General features: G+C 71.0%; 16 protein-coding genes and 2 pseudogenes. 8 read left to right on the top strand and 10 right to left on the bottom strand.

Annotated elements, in window-relative coordinates; genetic code table 11:
• Positions 1 to 164: 164 nt before the first annotated feature.
• Together QE374_RS15710 and QE374_RS15705 are read right to left on the bottom strand one after the other, a co-directional pair.
• Entirely contained in the window at positions 165 to 3,065 is a 2,901-nt protein-coding gene (locus QE374_RS15710; RefSeq protein WP_309736409.1) for a UPF0182 family protein, read from the bottom strand.
• A 63-nt stretch (positions 3,066 to 3,128) separates the two neighbouring features.
• On the bottom strand, positions 3,129 to 4,250 hold the full coding sequence (locus QE374_RS15705) for a S16 family serine protease (RefSeq protein ID WP_309736407.1): 1,122 nt from the start codon (positions 4,248 to 4,250) through the stop codon (positions 3,129 to 3,131).
• Positions 4,251 to 4,373: 123 nt separating this feature from the next.
• Here QE374_RS15705 and QE374_RS15700 point away from each other — a divergent pair, with 123 nt between their 5' ends.
• Positions 4,374 to 5,729 (top strand): zinc-dependent metalloprotease, encoded by a 1,356-nt coding sequence (locus QE374_RS15700; RefSeq protein ID WP_309736404.1) that lies wholly within the window; start codon positions 4,374 to 4,376, stop codon positions 5,727 to 5,729.
• Positions 5,730 to 6,449: 720 nt separating this feature from the next.
• Here the strand turns inward: QE374_RS15700 and QE374_RS15695 are convergent.
• Both QE374_RS15695 and nudC read right to left on the bottom strand, forming a co-directional pair.
• A complete protein-coding gene (locus QE374_RS15695) occupies positions 6,450 to 8,210 on the bottom strand; it encodes an ATP-dependent helicase (protein WP_309736402.1) in 1,761 nt (586 codons plus the stop codon).
• Entirely contained in the window at positions 8,207 to 9,097 is an 891-nt protein-coding gene (nudC, locus tag QE374_RS15690) for an NAD(+) diphosphatase (protein ID WP_309736399.1), read from the bottom strand. The genes QE374_RS15695 and nudC overlap by 4 nt, the downstream gene beginning before the upstream one ends.
• Positions 9,098 to 9,160: 63 nt before the next feature.
• Here nudC and QE374_RS15685 point away from each other — a divergent pair, with 63 nt between their 5' ends.
• The gene (locus QE374_RS15685; protein WP_309736396.1) at positions 9,161 to 10,411 is read left to right on the top strand and encodes a phosphotransferase; all 1,251 of its coding nucleotides are present in this window, start codon (positions 9,161 to 9,163) and stop codon (positions 10,409 to 10,411) included.
• Positions 10,412 to 10,429: 18 nt separating this feature from the next.
• On the opposite strand, the gene QE374_RS15680 is transcribed toward QE374_RS15685, so the two are convergent.
• Positions 10,430 to 13,696, bottom strand: coding sequence for an ATP-dependent DNA helicase (locus QE374_RS15680; RefSeq protein WP_309736395.1), 3,267 nt, complete (start codon positions 13,694 to 13,696; stop codon positions 10,430 to 10,432).
• Positions 13,693 to 16,824 carry an ATP-dependent DNA helicase gene (locus tag QE374_RS15675; protein ID WP_309736393.1) on the bottom strand — a complete coding sequence of 1,044 codons (3,132 nt, stop codon included), beginning with the start codon at positions 16,822 to 16,824 and terminating at the stop codon, positions 13,693 to 13,695. The genes QE374_RS15680 and QE374_RS15675 overlap by 4 nt, the downstream gene beginning before the upstream one ends.
• Positions 16,825 to 16,973: 149 nt before the next feature.
• Here QE374_RS15675 and QE374_RS15670 point away from each other — a divergent pair, with 149 nt between their 5' ends.
• Genes QE374_RS15670 through QE374_RS15660 form a run of 3 tightly spaced genes read left to right on the top strand, consistent with a single transcriptional unit; the run spans position 16,974 to position 17,907 of the window.
• Entirely contained in the window at positions 16,974 to 17,198 is a 225-nt protein-coding gene (locus QE374_RS15670) for a DUF3107 domain-containing protein (protein ID WP_309736391.1), read from the top strand.
• Between the two features lie 3 nt (positions 17,199 to 17,201).
• The gene (locus QE374_RS15665; RefSeq protein ID WP_309736388.1) at positions 17,202 to 17,492 is read left to right on the top strand and encodes a hypothetical protein; all 291 of its coding nucleotides are present in this window, start codon (positions 17,202 to 17,204) and stop codon (positions 17,490 to 17,492) included.
• A gap of 4 nt (positions 17,493 to 17,496) precedes the next feature.
• Positions 17,497 to 17,907: a Rid family hydrolase gene (locus QE374_RS15660; protein ID WP_309736386.1), complete on the top strand. Its 411-nt coding sequence runs from the start codon at positions 17,497 to 17,499 to the stop codon at positions 17,905 to 17,907.
• Between the two features lie 18 nt (positions 17,908 to 17,925).
• Here QE374_RS15660 and QE374_RS15655 read toward each other — a convergent pair whose 3' ends face one another.
• Positions 17,926 to 18,096 carry a hypothetical protein gene (locus tag QE374_RS15655; protein WP_309736743.1) on the bottom strand — a complete coding sequence of 57 codons (171 nt, stop codon included), beginning with the start codon at positions 18,094 to 18,096 and terminating at the stop codon, positions 17,926 to 17,928.
• Positions 18,097 to 18,202: 106 nt separating this feature from the next.
• Positions 18,203 to 18,643 (bottom strand): annotated as a pseudogene (locus QE374_RS15650) (ferritin-like fold-containing protein); the annotation flags it as partial.
• Between the two features lie 175 nt (positions 18,644 to 18,818).
• Here QE374_RS15650 and QE374_RS15645 point away from each other — a divergent pair.
• Positions 18,819 to 20,267 (top strand): DEAD/DEAH box helicase, encoded by a 1,449-nt coding sequence (locus QE374_RS15645; protein WP_309736384.1) that lies wholly within the window; start codon positions 18,819 to 18,821, stop codon positions 20,265 to 20,267.
• Between the two features lie 24 nt (positions 20,268 to 20,291).
• Here the strand turns inward: QE374_RS15645 and QE374_RS15640 are convergent.
• Positions 20,292 to 21,163, bottom strand: a pseudogene (locus QE374_RS15640) (PHP domain-containing protein).
• Positions 21,164 to 21,240: 77 nt separating this feature from the next.
• Between QE374_RS15640 and QE374_RS15635 the strand changes: the two are divergent.
• On the top strand, positions 21,241 to 22,251 hold the full coding sequence (locus QE374_RS15635; protein WP_309736382.1) for an endonuclease/exonuclease/phosphatase family protein: 1,011 nt from the start codon (positions 21,241 to 21,243) through the stop codon (positions 22,249 to 22,251).
• 33 nt (positions 22,252 to 22,284) lie between these two features.
• Positions 22,285 to 23,694, top strand: coding sequence for an aminopeptidase P family protein (locus tag QE374_RS15630; protein WP_309736380.1), 1,410 nt, complete (start codon positions 22,285 to 22,287; stop codon positions 23,692 to 23,694).
• A 30-nt stretch (positions 23,695 to 23,724) separates the two neighbouring features.
• On the opposite strand, the gene QE374_RS15625 is transcribed toward QE374_RS15630, so the two are convergent.
• A complete protein-coding gene (locus tag QE374_RS15625) occupies positions 23,725 to 24,351 on the bottom strand; it encodes a general stress protein (RefSeq protein ID WP_309736377.1) in 627 nt (208 codons plus the stop codon).
• Positions 24,352 to 24,364 lie beyond the last annotated feature (13 nt).

Raw genomic sequence — 24,364 nt, 5'->3', positions numbered from 1 at the left:
GCGGGCCCCCTCACCCCTCCCCTGACCCGCGAGACTGCATCCCGCGCACGAGATCACGGGTAAATACCGTGATCTCGTCGCGAAGATGCAGTCTCGCGGGGTGGTGAAGCGAGCGCGCCAGCCCCGCGGAATGCGGGGCCGGCGCGAGGGGATGCGGATGCGGCTCAGCCGCCGAGCTGGATCAGCTTGTCGACCGCGGCGGTGAGGCGGCTGTCCGCCTCGCCGTACTTGGTCCAGTCGCCGGCCTTGAGGGCGGCGTCGCGGTCGAGCAGCGCCTGGCGGGCGTCCTGCAGCGCGGCCTGGTAGTCGGGGCTTCCGGTCCCGCCGCCGGACGAGCCGTCGCTTCCGCCGGTCTGCTCGGGCGAGGGAGTCGCACCCGGGTCGGGTGCCACGTCCTGATCGCCGGCGTTGGCGCCGGAGTCGCCGCCGAACAGCGCGTTGAGTGCCTCGTTCAGGGTGTCCTCGAACGCGACCTCGGTACCGAATGCGACGAGCACCTTCTGCAGCTGCGGCAGCTGCGTACCGCTGGAGGCCTGCACGAACACCGGCTGCACGTACAGCAGTCCGCCGCCGACGGGCAGGGTCAGCAGGTTGCCGTTGATGACGTTCGACTGGCCCTGCTTCAGGATGTTGATCTGCGCCGAGATCCCGGGGTCCGAGTTGAAGGTGTTCTGCACCTGGCCGGGACCGGGGATGGTGGCTCCCGCGGTGATCTCCAGAAGCCTCAGCTTGCCGTAGTCGGCGCTCTTCACGCCCGCTTGGCTGCCGGCATCCGAGTCGACCGAGAGATATCCCATGAGGACGTTGCGCGACTCCGTGCCCGTCGACTGTGGGATGAAGCTCGTGAACATCGAGTAGCTCGGCTCATCCTGACCCGGCATCTTCATGCTCAGGTAGTACGGCGGCTGGTTGACGTCGGCGTTCTGCGGGTCGGCCGGCGTCGACCAGGCGTTGTCGCGCTCGTAGAGCGACTGCGCCGTGTCGACGTGGTACTCGCCGAGCATCGCGCGCTGCACCTTGAACAGGTCCGTCGGGTAGCGCACGTGGCTCATGAGGTCGGCGGACATGTCCGAGACCGGCTTGATCGTGGTCGGGAAGACGTTCTGCCATGCCTGCAGCAGCGGATCGGTGTCGTCCCAGGCGTAGAGGGTGACCTTGCCGTCGTAGGCGTCCACGGTCGCCTTCACCGAGTTGCGGATGTAGTTGACGTTGTCGAGCGCGACGCGCGGCGTCGGGTTGTTCGCGTCCTCGATCGCTTGCGACATGCTCGTCGCCGTCGAGTAGGGGTACTGATCGCTCGTCGTGTACCCGTCGACGATCCACACCACGCGACCGTCCACCACGCTCGGATACGGGTCCGAGTCGAGCGTCAGGTACGGCGCCGCCTTCTGCACGCGCACGGCGGGGTCACGGTCGTACAGGATCTGCGACTTCTCGTTGATCGAGTCGGAGAAGACGATCTGCTCCGACTGGAACTTCAGCGCGTAGATGAGGCGGTTGAACATGTTGCCGATGGACGGGCCGCCGTCGCCGTCGAAGGTCGTGCGGGTGTCGTTGCCGCCGTCGCTCGCCGACGGGTAGTCCAACTCGATCGGCGTCGTGCCGTCGGGCGCGCCCACGATGGAGTACGCGGGCGAGTTCTCGCCGAAGTAGATGCGCGGCTCGTACTTCTCGTCGGTCAGGAACCCGGATGCGGGGATGCTGCCCTCGATGAAGACGGGGTCACCGTCGGTCGTGCGCTCGTTGCCCTTGGCGACGACGAGCCCGTAGCCGTGGGTGTAGACGAGCGTGGAGTTCTGCCACGAGCCGGCGTCGCCGAGGCCCGCGGTGTTCACCTCGCGGACCGAGACCACGGTGTCCTGCGTCTGACCGTCGATCTTGTACCGGTCGACATCCAGCGGGTCCTCGAAGCGGTAGTACGGGCGGTACTGCTGCAGCTGGCGCACCGTCGGCTGGATGATGGCGGGGTCCATGATGCGGATGGATGCGGTCGTGTCGGCGTCCGAGCGCAGCTGCCCGGGCTCGGCGTCGGTCTTCGCGTCGTACGACGTCGTCTCGAGTCCCTCGATGTTGAACGCGGTCTTGGTCGCGTCGAGGTTGCGCTCGAAATACGGCATCTCGAGGGTGCGCTGGTTGGGGCGCACCTGGACCGTGTTGAGGATCCACGGGTAGGCCACACCCACCACCAGGGAGGTGACCACCAGCAGCGCGGTCGCGATCAACGGGTAGCGCCAGCGTCCGATGACGGCCGTGACGAAGAAGAGCACGGCGACGAAGGCGGCGACGATCGAGAGGATCGTGAGGCCCGGGATCGTCGCGTTCACGGTCGTGTAGCTCGCGCCGGTGATGCGGTCGCCGGCCTGCGTCAGGGTGCCGAAGCGGTCGAGGAACAGACTCACGCCCTGCAGCAGCAGGTAGAGACCGGCGATGATCGCGAGCTGGATGCGGGCGGGCTTGGAGATGCGCAGTTCACGCTGGCCGATGCGCACCGAGCCGTAGAGGTAGGACACGAGCGCGGTGACCAGCAGCGCCACCAGCACGACGGCCGAGGCGAAACCGACAGCCCCCTGGTAGAAGGGCAGCGCGAACAGGTAGAAGCCGGTGTCCATGCCGAACTGCGGGTCGGCAGTGTCCGTGTGCACGCCGCCCAGCCAGAGCGCCGCGGTCTCCCACTGCGCCGAGGTCGCGAAGCCCGCGAAGAAGCCGAAGAAGACCGGGATCCCCCACATCGCGAGACGACGCAGCGGCTCGACGACCTCCTGGTAGCGGTCGAGCTGGGAGCTCAGACGCACGTAGACCGGGCGGAGGCGGTAGGCGAGCTGGATCGTGATCCAGATCGGGATGGCCATCCCGAGGAAGCCGACGACGAACATCGCCGCACGCCAGAGCCACTGCGTCGCCAGAACCGACGAGTAGCCGAGCTGGTCGTACCAGAGCCAGTCGGCGTAGAGGCTCGCGAAGAGGAAGAACGCCACCGCGAGTGCCGCGATGACGGCAAGCGAGATCGCGATCACCCGCCGGGATCTATTGACAGGGACGGGCGTCGGCGCTGCGGTCGAAGTCACCCCTTCATCCTACGAGGGGCGTACGCCGACGGTCGCCGTGAGCCCCCTATGCACGGCGATCGGTCAGCTGCAGGTGGGAAGCGCATCCAGATCGGCGCCGGACGAGATCGCGCCCAGCACGTCCACGGCGTCGTCGAGCGTCGACACCGAGAAGACCCGGAGCCCGTCGGGAACATGGCCGACGACCTCGTCGCAGTTGCTTCCGGGCGCGAGGAAGTACTGGGCACCCGCGTCGTGCGCGCCCCAGAGCTTCTGCCGGATGCCGCCGATGGGTCCCACGTCGCCGTCGGCGCTGATGGTGCCGGTGCCGGCGACCTGCGCGCCTCCGTTGAGCTCGCCCGGGGTGAGCTGATCGATCATCCCGAGCGCGAACATCATGCCGGCCGACGGTCCCCCGACGTTGTTGAGCTGCACCTGGACGTCGAAGGGGAAGGTGTAGGAGACGGTGAGGGTGATGCCGATCTGCCACACGCCCGCGGCGTCGCCCGTCCCCTCCTGCGGGGTGACCGTGACGCTCTGCTGCGCACCGCCGCGGTCGACGAGGATCTGGATGGGGGCGCCCGCACCGTCGTTGATGATGCGGCGCAGGCCCTCGGCGGTCGTGACAGCCGTGCCGTTCGCCTGAAGGACGCGGTCCCCCGCCTGGAGCTGACCGTTCGCGGGTGACCCGTCAGCGACGGCGGTGACCTGCAGCTGCGGGTTCACGTCGTAGCGGAGATGCGTGAGGGCGGCCGCGGTGGCATCCGCCTGCGAGTCCACCATCATCGCGGTGTTCTGCTCCGACCGCTGCTCGCTCGTCTGTCCCGTCGGGAAGATCTGCTCCATGGGGACGACGGCCTTCGTGGGATCGAACCAGGCGACGGCCGCATCCAGCCAAGACAGCCGCTGCTCCGGAGAGCCGATGACCTGCACGGTCAACAGGTCCAACGATCCGTCGGTGGGGTATGTCTCGGCGCCGTCGATGGCGATCAACGGCACGTCCTTGCCGTCGGCGTCGGTGACCTCGCCGAGGGTGTTGTAGACGGGCCCGGGGCGCTCGATCACGTACGGGCTGGGCAGGAACGACATCGCCAGCAGCGCCAGCAGCGCCACGATCAGCGCCCAGATACCGGCCACCACGCCCCGCGGCATGCGTCGCCGCGGCGGCTCGGGCGCGAGCGCGCCCGGGGTCTCGAACAATGTCACTGTGCCTCTTTCGTCGGCCGTTCGCGGCCGGCGTACGGCGAAGTCGTGTTCGCCCGGCTGTGCGATGTATCCCTGCGACTAGCGTAGAACGGGACGTTATCCCCCGGCTGAAAGGCGCCTGACGTGGCAGACGAGGACGACCGGAGCCCCGAAGACCAGTTCCAGGAGCTGCTGCGCCAGCTGTTCGGAGCCGACGGTCTCGACCCGGAGCAGCTGCGACAGCTCCAGCAGATGGGCGTCGACCCGGCGATGATGCAGCAGATGATGGGCCAGATGCAGCGCGCCTTCACGAGCTCGGACGGCTCGATCGCGTGGGATGCGGCCGAGCGTCAGGCTCTGCACATCGCGAACCAGAGCGATCTCGGCGTGGCCGCAGTATCCCGCAGCGACCTCGACCAGGCGTTCTCGCTCGCCACCCTGTGGCTGGGTGAGGCCACCACCATCTCCGAGCTCTCCGAGGCGCCGCGCGCCCTCACCCGCGGCGCCTGGGTGGAGGCGACGATGCCGGTCTGGCGCGAGCTCGCCGAGCCCGTCGCCACGAGCATCGCCGACGCCCTCACGGCGACGCTGTCCGAGCAGGCTCCCGAGGAGATGCAGGCCATGCTCCAGGGCGCGGGGCGCATGATGCGCTCGATCGGCGGCTCGCTGTTCGCGACACAGCTGGGCCAGGTCGTCGGGCGACTGTCCATGGAGGTCGTCAGCGGCGGCGACGTGGGGCTTCCCGTCATGCCCGCCGGCGCCGCGGCGATCCTGCCGCAGAACTTCGCCGACTTCGGCCAGGGTCTGGAGATCCCCGAAGACCAGCTCGCGCTGTACGTGGCGACGCGGGAGCTCGCCCACGCCCGCCTCTTCCGCCATGCCCGCTGGCTGCGACTGGACGTCATCGCCCAGGTGACCGAGTTCGCCCGCGGCATCCATGTCGACACGAGCCGGCTCGAAGAGCTCGCGGAGCGGTTCGATCCCAGCCAGCCCGAGGAGCTGCGCCAGGCTCTCGAGAGCGGTGCGCTGCTTCCCGAGCGCACCGAGCAGCAGGATCTCGCCCTCACACGCCTCGAAACCCTCCTCGCGCTCATCGAGGGCTGGGTCGACATCGTGACGGCAGACGCGACCCATCGGCTGCCCAGCGCCGACCGCATCGCGGAGGTCGTCCGCCGACGGCGCGCCGTCGGCGGTCCCGCCGAGAAGGCGCTGGGCTCGCTGGTCGGCCTCGAGTTGCGTCCACGGCGGATGCGGGAAGCCGCGGCGATGTGGCGACAGGTCACCGACGCGGTCGGTGTCGCAGGTCGCGACGCCCTCTGGGACTATCCGGACCTGCTCCCCGGCGCGGCCGACATCGACGACCCGACCGCGCTGATCGAGCGACTCTCCGCACGTGCGCGGGGCGAGGCTCCGGAGCGGGACGCGATGGACGAGGCCCTCGAGCAGTTGCTCGCCGAAGAGGAGGGCGGTGAGGGGCCCGAGGGCCCCCGTCCCGTCTGATCTCTCCTCCCCAGCCGGCCAGCGGCCGGTTGCGGCGGTGTGGACAACCGCGGCGTCGGTGCCGACGGGAACAGAATCGGGGCATGCTCCGACTCGATCCCGCCTATCCACCGGTCTGGCGCGACGAGCGCACGCTGCAGTTCGGAGACCAGGCGCGCGCCGTGATCGCCGAGGCGGAGCCGTGGCACGAATGGCTCGTGCATGCGCTGCGCACCGGTGTGAGCGCCAACGACGCGATGACCCTGGCCGCCTCGCTCGGGGCGGACCGAGCGGCCGTGGCAGACATGCTGGAGCAGCTCGCGCCCGTCCTGTGCTCGGACGCTCCCCGCACGCGCGTGGGCTTCGAGGTCTCCGACGCCGTCGACGGCGCCGTCGCCGTCGCCGTGATCCGGCTGCTCGACACCTCGGTCGAGCTCGTGACCGATCCCGACGAGCGCTGCACGGTGATCATGCTGGAGTCGTTCGTCGCCGACCCCGGTCGCTATCGCGGACATCTGCGGGACGAGCGGCCGCATCTGCCGGTCATCCTCGCGGGTGACCGGGTACACGTGGGGCCGCTGGTCACGCCCGGCGACGGCCCCTGCCTCGCGTGCGACGCCGCGCATCGTCGTGACGAGGATGCGGCATGGCCGGGCATCGCGGCGCAGCTCATGTCCCAGCCCGCACCCCCGGTGACGGCGGCGCTCCTCGGCGAGGCCGTCGCCTATGCCGCTCGCCTGCTCACCGGTCAGCTGCCGCCGTCGGCCGCCCGGTGCCGGATGACGTTCGCGGCCTCCTCACCCCACCGGCGGTCGGCCTGGCCGGTCGTTCATCCAGCGTGCGCGTGCCGATCTCTTGCAGAAATCTCGACGGCTGCCGCGCCTGACGCGCCGACTGCGATGCCCACGAGAGCGACAGCGTACGCGCGGCCCGCGTGATGCCGACGTATGCCAGCCGCCGCTCCTCGTCGATCTGCTCGAATCCTTGCGCGTAGGAGATGGGCAGCAGCCCCTCCGACAACCCGACGAGGTGCACGTGGTCCCACTCGAGGCCCTTCGCCGCGTGCAGCGTCGCAAGCGTCACCGTCGCCAACGAGGGCTCGTGCTGATCTCTCGCCCTGGCCATCAGATCGTCGGTGAACGCGCGCAGCGTGGTGTCCTCGGGTTGCTCCTCGGCGAGCGCGAGCAGCGCAGCGCGTGCTTCCCACGCATCGCGCAGGGCCCCGCCGACGGCCGGCGGCTCGTCGGTGTACCCGCATCCGCGGAGCACGTCGCGAACCGTGTCGCGGAATCCTCCCTGCATGGGGGCCACCGTCGCGGCGCGCAGCGCCATGACGGCCTGACGCACCTCGGGCAGGTCGAAGAAGCGCTTGCCGCCCATGACGCTGGTGGGAACGCCCGCATCCGCGAGTGCCGTCACGAGCTCCGCCGACTGCGCGTGGGCCCGGTACAACACGGCGATCTGGCGCGGATCCACCCCGTCGTCGAGCTGCGCGCGGATGCGGGCGGCCACACCCGCGGCCTCGTGGGCGTCGTCGTCGAAGCGGGTCACCGTGGGCACGGGAGAGTCCGCGCCGCGATCGGTGACCAGCTGCAGCGCGCCGGGACGGCCGCGCATGAGCGCGTTGGCCACCCGGAGCACGGGCTGGTCGCTGCGGTAGTTGTGCTCGAGGGTGAAGCTGCGCGCGTCGGGGTGGTGCCGGGGGAAGTCCAGGAGATAGTCGGCGCGCGCGCCGGCGAAGGAGTAGATGGTCTGGCTCGCGTCGCCCACGACGCACAGGTCGCGTCGCTCGCCGAGCCACAGCTCGAGCAGTCTGTTCTGCAGCGGCGACACGTCCTGGAACTCGTCCACGGTGAAGTGCCGGTACTGCTCGCGCACCGACTGGGCGACGCGCGGCTCCGCCTCGATCATGCCCGCGCAGGCCAGCAGGACGTCTTCGAAGTCCAGCTGGTGACGTTCGTCCTTCAGCTTCTCGTAGGCGGCGTGCAGATCGCGGATCTGTCCGGTGTCGAGCGTGCCGATGGTGACGGGGCGTGTGCTGCCGATCTCGTCGATCCGCCGCATCGCGACCTTGCGCTGCTCGATGTGGGAGGCGACGTCGCGCAGGGTCGCGGTGTCGAGGTGCAGGCGCTGCTGCTCCGCCGCCTGTGCGAGCAGGCGCACTTTGTTGTCGACGATGCGCGGGGCGGGTGAGCCCGCCACCTGCGGCCAGAAATAGTTCAGCTGGGAGAGCGCGGCCGCGTGGAACGTGCGCGCCGCGACGCCCACGATGCCGAGCGCGCGCAGACGCCCGCGCATCTCGCCGGCCGCCTTCGCCGTGAAGGTCAGCGCCATCACGCGCCCGGGTGAGTACGTGCCGCTGTCGACGCCGTAGGCGATGCGTCGCGTGATCACGCGGGTCTTGCCCGTGCCCGCTCCGGCCAGGACCCGCACCGGACCCCGCACCGCCATCACCGCGGCGTGCTGCTGCTCGTCGAGCCCGGCCAGGATGTCGACGCTCACTTGCGCTCCTCGTACCAGTCGCGGATCAGACGCCAGGAGATGGATGCGGAGCCGGGCAGCACGATCTCTCCCCTGCCCTCGAGCGCCTCCCCGATCTCCTCGCGCGTGAACCAGCGCACCTCGACGATCTCCTCGCCGTCGGGGCGAGCCGCCTCGGCGACCCGTGCGGCCGCGTGGAAGCCGAGCATCAGCGAACGCGGGTACGGCCAGGACTGGGAGCCGCGATAGCGCACACCGACCAGCTCCACCCCCGCCTCCTCCGCGACCTCGCGGGCGACCGCGTCCTCCAGGGACTCGCCCGCCTCCGCGAAGCCGGCGAAGCAGGAGTACCTTCCCGCGGGCCAGGCGGCGTTGCTGCCCAGAAGCAACCGATCCGGGTCGTCGGCGTCGTGCACCGCGACGATGATCGCGGGGTCCGTGCGCGGGAAGTGCTCGCGGCCGCAGTGCGGGCAGTGGCGTGCCCAGCCCGCCTGACGCAGTTCGGTGCGCGTGCCGCAGAACGGGCAGTACGCCTGCTCGCGCAGCCAGCTGCCCAGTGCCACGGCGGTCGTCGCCGCATCCGATTCCGTCTGCGGAAGCAGGCCGCCGATCTCCCGCAGCCGGGCGAACGGCTCACGCACGGTCTCGGTCACCGCCGCGAGGACGCCCCGACCGTCGATCGTGCGGCCGAGGAAGGCCCACTCGGATGCGGTGACTTCGGCTGCGGGCACCAGGCGCAGGCGAGGATTCTCGGCGCTGCCGGATATCGACACGAGGTCGCCCGCCACGGCCAGGGCGAGAGTGGTCTCGTCGGCGCGCAGCCTGTCGACCAGCGCCGGATCCTGCCGCTCGTCCGCGGCACGCCGGAGCGGGAACAGAGACTGTGCACCGGTGTCGGAAACGCTCACCGATACCTCCTCGACGGGCGTGGCGACCGGCTCGGGCCGGGGGTGGACGCCTACCCTGAGTGCATGCCACGCTCACCTCTCACTCTAGCCGCGTCGGTGACGGCGGCTCTTCCGGAGGCCGTCGTCGTGAGCGCGGGGCGACTGGGCAGCACGGATGAGGCCGGCACCGCCGCGGCGCTGGTGGATCTCGCCGACGGCCGGCGCGTCGTGGTGCGCGTGGCAGCAGACGACGAAGCGGGTCGCACGGCGCGCGCCGACGCCCGCGTGCTGTCCTCGCTGAGCGCCGGTGTGCGCAGTCTGCTCCCCTTTCAGGCGCCCACGGTGCTGGGCGAGACCTCGATGGGATCCGACCAGGTCATCGTCACCGACTACCTGGCCGGCTACCGCGTCGACGCAGCCGATCTGCCGCCCGGTCCGGGATTCACCGGACTCGTCGGCCGCGCGATCGCCGCGGTGCACGACCTTCCCGTCACCGTGATCCGCGCCGAGGGGTACCCGGTGCGCTCCGCGCAGCAGGTGCGCACCGAGGCACGGCGCCTCGTCGAGCGCGCGGACGACACAGGTCGCCTCCTGCCCGAGCTCCGCGAGCGCTGGCTGAGCCTTCTCGACGACGACGCCGCATGGCGCTACGAGCCCACGGTCGTCCTCGACGGGCTCGATGTGTCCTCCTTCGTCTTCGACGACGTCGATGAGATGCCCGAGGTGGTCGCCCTTCTCGATTGGCAGGGCCTGTCGATCGGGGATCCCGCCGTGGATCTGCGGTGGCTGGGATCCGCGCCGGAATCGGTCGAGGGCGTCCACGAGGGATACACGGCGGCCTCCCATCACTCGCCCGACCCGGCCCTGATCGCCCGGGCGAGACTGTTCGCCGAGCTCGAGTTCGCCAAGTGGCTGGTGCACGGCGTCGATCAGGGCGACGAGTTCGTCGTCGAGGACGCCACGAAGCTTCTGGCATCCCTCGCCGACGCGACCGTGGGAACCGAGCTCGTTCGGACCGGTTCCGCCGATGTCGACGACGCGATCGCCCTTCTCGGGCGGGTGCCGGAGACCGAGCCCGCCGGTGGGCAGACGTCGATGCAGACCGACGCCTACGATCCGGCGGAGCTGGGCGCGTACCTCTCGGAGGAGGAGGATCGGGCGGGCTCTGCGTCCGCGGAGGGCATGCCCACGCTGCCGGTCGACCTCTCCGAGTGGACGGCCAGGCCGCAGCCGGCGCACGACGACACCGCCGACACGGCGGAGGACGATGAGGAGAGCCGCGAGGAGACCGCGCGCGCGTCCCGCGAGGCGCTGCGCCGATGGACCGAGGGCTGAGCGCGCTCGTACCCCGGCTCAGTCGCGGATGACGAGATCGTCGGCGACGTAGTAGAGCGCCACGTCGATCTGCTCGATCGGCACGCCGTGCCTGGCGTGATAGGCCTGACGGTACAGCTCGAGCTGCACGAGACGCTCGCGTCGCTCGGACTCCGAGCGAGGAGCGCGGCCTGTCTTCCAGTCGACGATCTCGATGCGCTCGCCCCGGCGGTAGACGGCGTCCAGCTTGCACACCACGACATGGGGCCGTTCGTCGAGGCCGATGTAGCGGAAGTTGATCTCCGTCTCGACCTCGATCGGCTGCAGCGCCGCCCACTCGCTCGCCTCGAAGATCTCGACGAGACGCTCGAAATCCGCGTCGTCCCCGCTCTGCTCGGCATCGCTCGACCAGAGCGGACCATCGAGCGAGGCTGAGGCGCTCACTCCGGAACGGCGTTCCACCCATGCGTGGAACCGCGTGCCGAGCGAGGTCTGCCGATACGGCCGCTCCGGCATGGGGCGCTCGAGCGCCGCGACGGCGGCGTCGTAGTCGGTCACGAAGTCCTTGTACGCGGATGCGGGGATGCGCACCGGCGCACCCGAGCGCGCGGGCCGAAGGCGTTCGGTGCGCTCGGCCAGCAGCAGGGCGAGCTCGTCGTCCGCCTCGCCCGGATCCGCACGCGCGGTCTCCACGGCCGCGGCGGCATCCGTCACCCGCGTCCTGCGCGACCCCAGGGCGTCGAGCGGCCAGTGCAGGGTGCGCGCCGCATCCGCCAGCGGATTCTCACCCGGATCGATGCGGGGATCGGCCTGCTCGAGCGCCTGGGCGATCTCGATCGTGAAGCGGCTCAGTTCGCGCGGCCTCGTCGTTCCCGCCCACGGTGATCCGCTCAGCAGCAGATGGTCGCGTGCTCGCGTGACCGCCACGTACGCGAGACGCCGATCCTCCTCGAGCGCGCGGTCCCGGTGGGCGTCGACGAACGCGGAGCGGCGGTCGCGCAGCTGCTGCTGGCTCTCCGCGCCCTGCCACGGGTACAGCGGCAGCCACGCGGAGTCCCCTCGGAAGGCATAGGGCAGGACCCCTGCGCCGAGCCAGCCCCGTGTCTCCTTCGGCGTCGAGGGAAGCTCGCCCTCGACGAGCCGGACGACCGCGACCGCATCCCACTCCAGCCCCTTCGAGCCGTGGATGGTCAGCAGCTGCACCACGTCCGACTCCGGAGGATCGGTCCTCGGGGCCAGGTCGTCGCTGCGCTCGGCGTGCTCGAGCCAGGCCAGCAGGCTCGCCAGAGATCCGTGTTCGTCGGCCGCGAGGAACGCGTTGACCTCGTCGACGAAGGCGCGCACCTGCGCCGCCGCCGTGCGCGCCGGCCCGCGGCTCTCGTTCGCGGCGAGCTCGATGTCCAGCCGGAGCTCCACCTCGATCGCGCGCACGAGCTCGGTCAGGGGCAGTGTCGCCGCGACCTGCCGGAGACCGGCGAACACCGCCGCCGCCTCCCGCAGCCGGTCCCGTGCCTCGGGGGTGAACGTCTGGAACCAGGCGTGTTCCGGGCGGAGCCTCGTGAACAGATCGAGGGCGTCGATGAGCGATCCGGTCTCGGTACGCGCGCTCCGACGCAGCCGCGCCAGCAGGTCCGGCTCGCTCTCGCCCGAGGCCTGGGCGCGCACCTGGCGCCGGGCGAGATCGTGCAACGCTGACAGGTCAGCCAGCCCGATCGCCCATCGCGGGCCGCTCAGCAGCCGGATGAGGGCGGAGCCCTGCGTCGGATCGCTGACGACGCGCAAGGCGCTGACGATGTCGACGATCTCGGGCGTGCTCAGCAGTCCGCCCAGGCCGAGAACACGATGCGGGATACCGTGACGGGCCAGCGCCTCGGCGAATCGCGGCATGTGCTTCTTCGCCCGAAAGAGGACGGCGCCCGTGGTCGAGCGCCCCTCGGCGCCGCGCACACGGATGACGTCGGCGAACCAGCGCGCGACCGCATCCGCCTCGCTCTCCAGGTCGGGCTCCGTCACGATCTCGACCCGCCCGTCGTCGGCGCCGGGCCTGGCGCGGAGCGTGCCCACCGCGACCGCGCTGCGTTCGGCGAGCGGGGCCAGCACTGCGGTGGCCGCGCGCAGCACCGCCGGAGCGTTTCGCCAGCTCGTGAGCAGGTCGAAGCGGGCACATGTGCCGTGGCTCGAGAATGCCGCGGCGAAACCGGCCAGGCTGCCGGCGCTCGCACCGCGCCACCCGTAGATCGCCTGGTGAGGGTCTCCCACCGCCATGACCGCCGAATCGGCGAACAGGGTCGAGAGCAGCAGGCTCTGCACCACGGAGGTGTCCTGATACTCATCCAGCAGCACGACGCGGTACTGCTCACGCAACTCCTCGACCAGTCTCCGATCGCCCCGCACGATCTCGAAGGCGCCCGCGACCTGATCGGCGAAGTCGATCACCCCGGTCCGGCGCTTGTTCCGGTCGTACTCGCGGGCGAGGCGCGCGTAGAGCGGGAGCTTGCCGACCGCGGCGACATCGTCCAGCACGTCCTTGTAGACCGTGGTGCGCGCGTTCTCCGAAGGGATGTCGACGACGCGCGCGAACCTCTCGGGGAAGCGCTCGAGCTCGTCGAGATCGACGAGGTTGTCGACGGCGTCGCGCGCGATGCGCAGCGCACGATCAACCAGAGTCCGCAGCGACTCCTCCGTCGTCTCCAGCTCTGAGTCATCCGAGGCGAGCACGGTGCGGCGCATCAGCAGCCAGGCGGCCGACTCCGACAAGACGACGGCTTCCGCGTCGCGCCCGATACGGGCCGCGTGTTCGCGCACGATGCCGTCGGCGAAACTGTTGTACGTCGAGACCGTGGGCCGGTCGAGCAGATCGTCGGCGTCGCCGGCGGGCGCAGCGTCGACGGCGTGCTCCTCGGCGAGGCGATCCAGCAGTCTGCGTCGATCGTCGTCGGATCCGCCGGACCGCTCGATCTCGCCGAAGCCCGCCAGCTCGCCGCGATGGTGGAGATCCTCCAGGCTGCCGAGGAGGCCGCGCCGCTCGAACTCCGCGAGACGCGCCAGGCGACGCTGGATGCGCTCGGCCAGCTCTCCTGCCGCCTTACGCGTGAAGGTGAGTCCCAGGATCTGGTCGCGGCGGACGAGACCGTTCGCCACGAGCCACACGACGCGACCCGCCATCGTCTCGGTCTTGCCGCTGCCGGCTCCCGCGACCACGAGCGCCGGTTCCAGATCGGACTCGATCACAGCCGCCTGCTCGGCCGTGGGCGGGAACTGCCCGAGCGCGGCGGCGATCGCCGCCGCGCTGATCAACCCGGTCACGGCGCGCTCACCGGCGCGACGGTATGGATGCGGCAGACGCCGTGTGAGAAGTCGTCGCGGCAGTGCGTCTCGTAGTGCGCCTCGAAGGAGCGCGCGCTCATCACCGCCGCCGCAGCGTTCAGCCGGCCGAGGAAGGCGGCACGCGCCGCGTCGTCCAGCGGAGGCTGCGTGGGCGTCGCGAAGATCGACCGGGATGACGTGGGCTGCAGGACCAGCAGCTTGGCGCCCGCGCTGTCACGCCCCTGCGCGTCCGGCACCATGCCGGCGTCCACCGCGACCTGATAGGCCGCGAGCTGTGCGTTGTCGGCCACCTTCGCGTCCGTACTCGCCACCGAGCGCCCGGTCTTGAGATCGACGATCTCCACCCGGCCGTCGGGCAGGAGCTCGACACGATCGATGGTTCCCGACAGCACCATGGGCTGAGCCTCGTCTCCGGCCGGATGCGGCAGCGGCACCTCGAACTTCGATTCGGCTCCCAGCAGCGTCCCGCCGCGTGCCTCGAAGTCCCGGAGGTAGGCCGAGAGCCGCCGGACCAGGTCGCGCGCGCGGTCTCGCTCGACGCGCTCGCGCCACGGCGCATCGAACTCCAGTTCGTCCCAGCGCTCCTGGACCGCTCGCCAGAGCGACTCCTCGTCCGGCCCCGCGGTCTCCATCGCATGGTGCAGGAGCGTCCCGAGACCGGCCGTCGTCTCGGTGCGCGCACCGCCGAGATCCGCGATGACCCAGTCGAGCTGACAGGTCTCCAGCGCTTCGAGTCGCGAGGGCGAGAGCCGCACGGACGTCTCGGCGGCGTCGTGCAGCGGCGCGTGGGATGTGGCGGGAACCATGCCGTACCACTGCGCGGGTGCGGCGCCGGCGACACGGGCATCGGCCAGATGAACGAGCTGCCTGGCCGCGTGCGAGCGCGCCGCGGGAGCGCTCGCGGAGGTCAGGGTACGCCGGTGGGCGGCCACGAGTCCTCGTAGTGAGAGCGGATGCCGGTTGGGCGCGGGCTGGGCGTCCGGCAGCAGCTCCAGGAGCGGGCTCGGAACCGATGCGTCGTCCGAGACCGCGGTCACCACCACACGGCTGCGTGCACGGGACAGCGCCCGGGCGAACAGCCGCAGCTCATCGTGCAGCACCTCTCGTCGCCGATCACGAGTGCTCGGGGCGTCCGCACCGATGCGAGCCTCCGCGAGCCGCCATGCCTGCAGCAGGGTGCCGCGCAGACGCGTGTTGGGCCAGACGCCCTCCTGCACGCCGGCGATCACGACCGTGTCGAACTCGGCACCCAGCGCCGCCGCAGGCGTGAGCACCTGCACCCGCTCCCGCCGGCTCGGCGGGGCGAAGAGGTCCTCGGCCACGTCGCTGTCGAGGACACCCCGCACGAACACCATCGGATCGCGGGGACCGCCCTCCTCGGCACGCTCTCCGAAGCGTTTGGCGGCTTGGAAGAGTGCCACGACCGCATCCAGGTCACGGTCGGCCTGCTCGGCGAGCGGACCCGATCCCCGGGCGAGCGTCGACCACGCGGACTCGAGCCCGCTGCGCGACCACGCGGTCCACAACAGCTCGTGCGCGGTGGCACCGCGCTCCAGGTCGTCCCGCAGCTGGGCGAGCGTCGCGGCGATCGTCGCGGCACGCGATCCCTCGCGTGTGCCGAGCGCCTCCAGGCGCGCAGGCTCGTGCAGCGCTTCGACGAGCAGTTCCGCGGCGGGTCTCGTGCCCGCCACGAGTACCTCGGCACGACGCAACGCCGCTCGGAGTCTGCGGAGGTCGACCGGGTCGAAACCCGCGGACAGCAGCGTCTCGGCCGGATCGACCTCCTCCGCCGCGGCGCGGACGACCGTGAGCAGACGCCTCACGCTCCCCCGGCTCCCCAGGGGTTCGACGAGACCCGGTGCGCGGGCAGGCACCTCCCGCGCACCGAGCTCTGCCTCCAGGGCGGCGACCTGCCGGGAGTCGTGGGCGATCACGGCACAGTCGGCCCATGCCACTCCGTCGCGCAGATGCCGCTCGCGCAGCACGCGCGCGATGAGGTCGTGCTCCTCGGGTGCGGAACGTGCGAGGTACACCCGCAGGCTCTCGTCCACGGGTGCCCCCTGCGGAGCCCGCCGATGGGCCACGACGCCCGCCGCGCCGATCCTGCTCGTGACGCGCCGTACGGCATCCGTCTGCAGAGCGGTTCCTCGATGGGCTCGCTCGAGCACCGCCGTGCGTCCGAGGGAGGCGGCCAGACGCGCGAAGTGCTCAGGACGCGCACCGCGGAAGGCGCCGGAGCCGATGTCGGGGTCGCCGAAGGCGGTGACCGCGATCCCGCGCGCGTGCAGCGCCTCCAGCAGTGCGACGGCGCCAGGGGTGAGCTCCTGCGCGTCGTCGACCAGCACGGCGCGCAGGCGCCGCACGACGGCGAGGGCCGGGTCGGCCGCCTCGAGCCGGCCGAGCAACGACACGGCCTCGGTGACGAGCCCCGCCGCGTCGCGGTGGGAGGAGCGCAGATGACCGCGGGCATCGTCGTACTCGACGAGGAACGAACTCAGCGCCTCCCACACCGGCACGCCCTCGGATGCGGCCAGCGCGGCGAGCTGCGCAGCGTCGATGCCCCACGTGGTGCATTCGGCGAGGAACGCCCGCAATTCGCTGCGGAAGGCGCGCGAGGAGCGCACCGCCGCGCCGAAACCCTCCGGCCAGCGGGATGCGGCCCCGTCCTGTTCGTCGAGCTCATCGCCGCGCAGCAGATCGTGGACGATCTGGTCGTCGTCCGCGCCCGTGAGAAGCCGCGGCGCGGGGCGGCCGCGGCGCACCTCGTTCGCGCGCACGATCTCGAACGCGAGAGACGCGACGGACCGCGCGGGGGCGCCCGATCGGGCACCCGTCATCGCCAGCGAGAGGCGGTCGCGCAGTGCGGTCGCGCTCTGGCGCGTAGAAGTGAGAACCAGGACCTCGTCGGGATCGAATCCCCCGGCCGTGAGCCCAGCCACGCGCGCGATCAGCAGCGCGGTCTTGCCCGACCCCGGCGCGCCGACCACCACCAGCGACCGATCAGGGGCCGCCTCCAGCACCGCACGCTGCGAGGCATCCCACTCGGGCGCCTCGAAGACCGGCTCGGCGTCGGCGGCGGCGCTCGCGGAGGCGGAGAGAAGAGGCATCGGCAAAACGCTAACGCGCCCCGGCGACACGAGCCCGAAGCGACGCGTTCGCCCACAGCGTGCACCGTCGTCCGCCCCGCCGGGCATCGGCATTCTGCGGTGCCGTAGAGTCGGAACGTCCCCGAAGACAGACGAGAGAGGCGACATCCGTGGAGATCCGCATCGGCATCGCGAACACCGGCCGCGAGCTCAACTTCGAGACCGACCAGGCCGCCGACGACGTGAAGAAGTCGCTCGCCGACGCGCTCGGCTCGGGCGCTGCGTTCGTGTCGTTCTCCGACACCAAGGGAAACTCCTACATCGTCCCCGCCGCGAGCCTTGCCTACGTCGAGCTCGGCACCGAAGAGGCCCGTCGGGTCGGCTTCTTCGCCTGAGCGATGGAGATCCTGCTCGCGCTGATCTACGGCGCGGCCGTGGGCACCGCGGCACATTTCGCCCTCCGTGGTCGTGAGCTGCGCGGCGTCGCGCTCGCGCCGATGATCGGGGCCTTCGTCAGCGGGGCCGCCTGGCTCGCGCTCACATGGGCCGGCACGACCACGGCCGAGCCGTGGCTGTGGCTGGCCGCGCTCGTGGCCGCCCCGGTCGTGGTGGTACCCGTTCTCGTGGTCGTGAACCGCATCCGCTCGGCGCACGACGCGCGGGAGCGTCAGCGGCTGCACATCGGCTGAGCCGATGGGCGCATCCGCCGTCCGACTCATCCGCGCCCGACAGCTGAGCGACGTGGCCGAGTACGCCTACGCCGCCACCGCGCCCGCAGGCACCCGCTTCATCTTCCTGGCGGGAGCATGCCCGCTCGCCGACGACGGTTCCACCGTCGCTGTCGGCGACTATGCCGGGCAGGCGTCTCGATGCATCGCGACGCTCACCGAGGCCCTCGCGGCCGCCGGCGCCGGACTGCACGACGTCATCAGCACCCGGGTGCTGGTCGCCTCGGCGCGCCAGAGCGACCTCGTCGCGGCGTGGGAGGTCGTGCGTGACGCGTTCGGGGATCACGATGCGCCCAGCACCCTGATGGGAGTGACGGTGCTCGGCTACGACGACCAGCTCGTCGAGATCGAGGCGGTCGCCGCCGTCGCGGACTGAGACCGGCCGCGTCGCCGCTCAGGACGACAGGCCCAGCGACTCCATCCGGCGCGCGTGCGCCGCCATGAGCTCGGTGAACACCGGCTCGACGGTCTCCTGCATCGCCGTCGGATTCTCGGTGCCCGTCAGCGCCGCGCGCGCGATCAGCAGGGTGTCGCCCACGAGGCGGCGTCCCCACAGCGCGAGCACGCGACGGCCACTCCTCGCTCTCGGCGAGGGTCTCCAGCAGGATGTCGACGAGCGCGCTGCGCGCGTCGTCCGCCTCCAGCGCGCGGGCCACCCGCAGTCCCGTCTCGCCGTAGCTCGCCGAAAGCGCCAGGTAGAAGTCGTCGAGCATGCCCGCGGTCAGATGCACCGAGAGCATCGTCTCCGGCCACCGCACGCCGTGCACCTCGGCCCGGAACGCGTCAAGCGGTTCTCGGAAGGGCAGCATGAGCGCGGTGGGATCTTCGTCGCGATCACGGATGACGGCGACGAGCTCCTCGTGCTTTCGCAGCGCGGCGCCCGCCGCGCGTGAGATCGCCTCTTTGCGGGCGAGCTCGGGCGTCAGCGCGATGAGCTCCGTGAGCGTCTCGAAGAAGCCGAGCTGCAGATAGGCGGCCTGACCGAGGAAGGTGTCGATGTCGGGGGCGAGCTCGGCGAAGTCGACGCGCGTGATGCCGTCGTACTCCCCCCGTGAGCGCAGGCGCAACGTACGACCCGCAGGCCTCGAACGACGTCGGAACCAATCCCACACACGACCAGCCTAGAAGGTTCCTCGCCCGCGCGCCGGAGCGCCAGGCGGCGGCGAGGGCGTGCTCCGGTATCCTGGTGGGGTCCCGGCATCGGATCGGGACCTGCGCGCCTGGGGCTGACAAGGGCGCGGACATCCGGCGGCGCTCCCCGCGCCCACAACCAGACAGGTGCATATTGTGACGACCTTCGCCGAGCTCGGCGTCGACCAGGACATCGTCGACGTTCTCGCCGCTCGCGGCATCGCCGACGCGTTCCCCATCCAGGAGCAGACCATTCCGCTCTCCCTGCCCGGGCAGGACATCATCGGCCAGGCCAAGACCGGTACCGGCAAGACCTTCGGCTTCGGCATCCCCGTCGTGCAGCGTCTCGGCGTCTCGCCGGAGCCCGGCGTGAAGGCCCTCATCGTGGTTCCCACCCGCGAACTCGCGGTGCAGGTCTACGAAGACATGGACCTGCTGACCTCCGGCCGCAGCACGAGCGTCGTCGCCATCTACGGCGGCAAGGCCTACGAGGGTCAGATCGACCAGCTGAAGGCCGGTGCGCAGATCGTCGTCGGCACGCCGGGCCGGCTCATCGACCTCGCGAACCAGCGTCTGCTCGACCTCTCGCACGCGACCGAGGTCGTCCTGGACGAGGCCGACAAGATGCTCGATCTCGGCTTCCTGCCCGACATCGACAAGATCTTCTCCAAGGTCCCCGCTGTGCGGCACACGCAGTTGTTCTCGGCGACCATGCCGGGGCCGATCGTCGCGCTCGCGCGACGCTTCATGTCCAACCCCATCCACATCCGGGCAAACGACCCCGATGAGGGTCTGACGCAGGCGAACATCCGCCACCTGGTGTACCGCGCCCACAGCCTGGACAAGGACGAGATCATCGCCCGCATCCTGCAGGCCGAAGGCCGCGGCAAGACCGTCGTGTTCACGCGCACCAAGCGCGCGGCGCAGCGTCTCGTCGACGAGCTCAACGACCGCGGCTTCAACGCCGGCGCCGTCCACGGAGACATGAGCCAGGAGTCGCGCGAGCGGTCCATGGCGGCGTTCAAAGCGGGCAAGAAAGATGTACTCATCGCGACGGATGTGGCCGCACGCGGCATCGACGTCGATGACGTCACCCACGTCATCAACCACACCATCCCGGACGACGAGAAGACCTACCTGCACCGCGTCGGCCGCACCGGTCGCGCCGGCCGCACCGGCATCGCGGTGACCTTCGTCGACTGGGAGGACCTGCACAAGTGGGCCCTCATCAATCGCGCACTCGAGTTCGGACAGCCCGAGCCCGTCGAGACCTACTCGTCGAGCCCGCATCTGTTCGCCGACCTCGACATCCCCGAGGGCACCAAGGGGCGCCTGCGCAAGGCCCCCGCCACGGCGACCGTCACCACGGTGTCCGGTGACGCGCCCGCCGCAGACGCAGCGCCCCGCAATCGCCGGCGCCGGCGCACGGGCGCGAGCTCGGACGCGCCCAGCGCCCCCGCCGCATCCGGGTCAGAGGCTCCGCGCACCGACGGCGGCGGCACCCACGACGGCGGCGGTGCCGAGCACCACGATGGAAAGCCCGCGGCGCGGCGTCGCCGGCGTCGGCGCGGTCCGCGCCCCGACGCATCGGCTCCCTCGGCCTGAGACCTCGCGGCGCGCCGGTCCCCCTCAGGGGTGGACCGGCGCGCTGCCGCTTGCGCGGGCGATGATCCGTGCGAGCATCTCGGCCGAGGTGGTGTTCTCGCCGGGCCGATTGGGCTTGCCCGCGCCGTGATAGTCGCTCGAACCGGTGACGATGAGGCCGTTCTCCGCGGCCACCCGGCGCAGGACCGCCTTGCCGTCCGCCGTGTTCTCGCGGTGCTCGATCTCGAAGCCGCCCAGTCCGTGCGCGATGAGCTCGTCGATCACGGGCATCGGGAGCATCCGGTCGCGACCGTGAGGCGTCGGGTGCGCGATGATCGGCACCCCTCCCGCGCGGCCACCACGAGCTCGACCGCGGTGAGCGGGTCAGGCGCGTAGTGCGGCTCGTAGTAGCCCGCCCGCGGATGCAGGACGCCGTCGAACGCCGCGCCCCGGTCGGCGACGATGCCGCGCGCGACCAGCGCATCCGCGATGTGCGGACGCCCCACTGTCGCATCGGCCCCGGTCTGTGCGAGCACGTCCGCCCAGGTGAGGTCGTAGTCGCGCGCCAAGCTGGCGACGATGCGCTCAGCCCGGCCGATGCGGTCGTCCCGGATGCGGCCGAGCTCCGCCGTCAGGGCCGTGTCCGTGGGATCGAACAGGTACGCGAGGACGTGGACACTGCGCCAGCCCTGACGCGCGCTCATCTCCATCCCCGGCAAGAACGTCATGCCCAGCCGCACGGCTTCGCCCGCCGCCTCCTCCCACCCCGCGGTCGTGTCGTGGTCGGTGAGCGACACCGTGGCCAGTCCTGCCGCACGCGCCTGACGCATGACCTCGGCGGGAGACTCGGTGCCGTCCGAGCGCGTGGAGTGCAGATGCAGGTCGGCGGGCGTCGATACGCGGCCGTCTGCACTCATCCCCCGAGCGTACCGCGCACCCGGAAGGACCCTGCTGCGTGCGGCCGACGCTCAGGTCTGCTGCCTAGGCTCGGAGCGTGTCACGTCTGCTGGGAATCCTGCTGAGCCTGCTCTGCGCGATCGCGGCGGCCGTGCTCACCTGGCCGGACTTCTTCCGCCTCTCGCGGACCTTTCCGCTGACCCAGATCGTGTCGTTCCGCTCTCTCGTCGCTCTGGCGTTCGCGGCTCTCGCCGTCGTCGCGCTTCTGCTGTCGGTCGCACGTCCCGTGCGTCGCGTCGCGCTTCCCATCGCTCTGGTCGCCGTGCTCGCCGTCGGCGCCAACGCGACCATCATCGTCTCGCGCGGCACGGGCACGACGGCGCTGCCCGCGAAGAGCGAGAACAGCATCCGGGTCATGACCTGGAACACCGCAGGCGATGCCACCTCGCCGCAGACGATCGCTCAGACGGCCATCGCCATGGGTGCGGACATCGTGAGCCTTCCCGAGACCACGATCGAGACCGGCGCCGAAGTCGCCGTCGCGATGCGGGATCTCGGCAGTCCCATGTGGGCGCACCACACCGAGTACGGCACCGACGGGTGGGCGGCGGATTCGACGACGCTGCTCATCAGCCCGTCACTCGGCACCTACTCCGTCATCGCCTCCTCCCAGGAGGGCACGAGCACGGTGCCCAGCGCCGTCGCGATGCCGACCGACGGCAACGGCCCCACGGTCGTCGCCGCCCACGCGGTCGCTCCCCGCGAGGATCACATGGAGCAGTGGCGCCACGACCTGCAGTGGCTGGCCGACCAGTGCGCGGGAGGAGACGTCATCATGGCGGGCGACTTCAACGCCACCCTCGATCACATGGCCGGGCTGGGCACCGACGGCGGTACGCTCGGCGCCTGCAGGGATGCGGCATCGCAGACGGGCAACGGCTCGGTCGGCACCTGGCCCACCGACCTCCCCGCCCTCGCGGGCGCGCCGATCGACCACGTACTCGCCACGCCGCAGTGGACTCCCACGGGCTCTGTCGTGCTGAGCGGGATGGACGACGCCGGCAGCGACCACCGGCCGCTGGTCGTGCAGTACGAGCGCACCGGCTGAGCGAGCCGCCGAGGAGGGTGGGAGACTGGAGGCATGTCGGAATCCACGGACACCTCACCCGCGACCGCTGACGAGCCGGTCGTCTCGAACCGCAAGCAGCCCTTTCCCCAGGGGTTCCTGTCGACGATCTCGACCGGATGGGCCGAGCGCGCGGAGACGATCGCTCCCCCGCGCATCGAAGCGGCTTACGCCGCCGCACGCCGCGTCGCTCTCTCCGCGCTGTTCCCGGGCTCGCGCCTCGTGATCCCCGCCGGCGAGCTGAAGCAGCGCAGCAACGACACCGACTACCCGTTCCGTGCGCACTCCGCCTTCGCCCATCTGACCGGATGGGGCGCGGACAGCGAACCGGGCTCCGTCCTCGTCTTCGAGCCGCGAGGCGACGAGGGCCACGACGTCATGCTCTACTTCCGCGAGCGCGCCGACCGCACCACGAGCGAGTTCTACGCCGATGCGAGTGTGGGCGAGTTCTGGATCGGTCCGCGGCCGTCGCTGGCGCAGGTCGCGGCGGATCTCGCCATCGCGACGGCTCATCTCGATGCGTTCACGGCGAGCGACGCGGATCGCGTGGTCGACGAGGATGCGGAGCTCAGCCGCATCGTGTCGGAGCTGCGCCTCATCAAGGACGAGCACGAGATCGCCCAGTTGCAGCTGGCGGTGGACGTCACCGGTGCGGGCTTCGACGACATCGTCCGGGAGCTCCCCCGCATCGTCACTCACCCTCGTGGGGAACGCGTCGTGGAGGGCGTCTTCCACCAGCGGGCTCGCAGCGACGGCAACGGGGAGGGCTACGACACGATCGCGGCTTCCGGTGCCCACGCCTGCTACCTGCACTGGACCCGTAATGACGGCAGGGTCCTGCCGGGCGATCTCATCCTGATCGATGCCGGTGTCGAGGTGGACAGCCTCTACACCGCCGACATCACTCGCACGCTCCCGGTCAACGGGCGATTCACCGAGGTCCAGCGCCGTGTGTACGAGACGGTGCGCGAGGCGGCCGACGTCGCCTTCGCCGCTGCTCGCCCGGGTGTGAAGTTCCGTGAGGTCCACGAGGCGGCCATGTCGGTCATCGCCGCCCGCGTCGCAGAGTGGGGCCTCATCCCGGTCACGGCGCAGGAGGCGCTGGACGCCGATCGCGGCGGCCAGCACCGGCGATACATGGTGCACGGCACAAGCCACCATCTGGGCCTCGATGTGCACGACTGTGCGCAGGCGCGGCGCGACATGTACTACGAGGGCAAGCTGGCTCCCGGCATGGTGTTCACGATCGAGCCGGGCCTGTACTTCCAGGCCGACGATCTCACCGTCCCCGAGGAGCTGCGCGGCATCGGCGTGCGCATCGAGGACGACATCCTCATGACGGCCGAGGGCCCCGTCAACCTGTCCGCGGGCATCCCCCGTACCGCGGATGAGATCGAGGCGTGGATCGCCCGCCTTTCGGGCTGAGGAGCGCAGCCCGGGCCGGATGCGGCGCGCTCAGGCGCGGTCGTCGTCCTGTCCGGGCTGCGGTTCTTGCGCCGCGGGCCGCTCCGCGGGCGGCGCCTGGGGCGGCTGGGCGCCCGGCGTGATGCGCTCGCCGTAACGAGGCGGGGTGTCGAGGCGCCGCGGCGCCGCCGCAGGCCGCGTCGCGGTCGGCGCTGTGCCGAGCGCCGTGCGCGCCTTGTGCACGCTGGCGGGCGCGACCTTCACCTCGTAGTGGTCAGCGACGACCTGCATGACGGAGGCGTAGTCGCGCCGACGGCGCACGATCGAGAACATCAGGATGTTCAGCAGCATCCCGAGCGCGATGCCGACCAGCAGCACGCCGACGAAGGCCTGAATCGGGGCGGCGGGCGAGCCGAGCACGAAGATGAACGAGAAGAGCACACCCAGCATGAGACCGTTGATCGCGCCCGATCTGGCGGCGGTGGCGTAGCCCAGCCGGCCGGTGATGCGCTCGATGGAGCGCAGGCCTGCGCCCACGATCGCGATCTCCTTGGCCGGAACGTCGGCCGCGATGAGCGCGGAGACGGCCTTCTGCGCCCCCTCGTACTGCGTGAACGAGGCGACGGTCTCGCCGGTCTCGGCGGAGCCTTGTGAGAACGGTGCACCCTGGTTGCTCATCGCCCCATCTTCC

Origin of the sequence: Microbacterium sp. SORGH_AS_0428, from assembly GCF_031453615.1 — a bacterium.
Classification (GTDB): domain Bacteria; phylum Actinomycetota; class Actinomycetes; order Actinomycetales; family Microbacteriaceae; genus Microbacterium.
Note: the sequence above shows the minus strand (reverse complement) of the source record. Positions and strands in the feature narration are given on the sequence as shown.

What these genes read in the sequence shown, in the direction of transcription:
- QE374_RS15630 (WP_309736380.1), top strand. Translation starts at nt 22,285, where the DNA reads ATGTCGGAATCCACGGACACCTCACCCGCGACCGCTGACGAGCCGGTC.
- QE374_RS15685 (WP_309736396.1), top strand. Translation starts at nt 9,161, where the DNA reads ATGCCACGCTCACCTCTCACTCTAGCCGCGTCGGTGACGGCGGCTCTT.
- QE374_RS15660 (WP_309736386.1), top strand. Translation starts at nt 17,497, where the DNA reads ATGGGCGCATCCGCCGTCCGACTCATCCGCGCCCGACAGCTGAGCGAC.
- QE374_RS15625 (WP_309736377.1), bottom strand. Translation starts at nt 24,351, where the DNA reads ATGAGCAACCAGGGTGCACCGTTCTCACAAGGCTCCGCCGAGACCGGC.
- QE374_RS15665 (WP_309736388.1), top strand. Translation starts at nt 17,202, where the DNA reads ATGGAGATCCTGCTCGCGCTGATCTACGGCGCGGCCGTGGGCACCGCG.
- QE374_RS15675 (WP_309736393.1), bottom strand. Translation starts at nt 16,824, where the DNA reads ATGCCTCTTCTCTCCGCCTCCGCGAGCGCCGCCGCCGACGCCGAGCCG.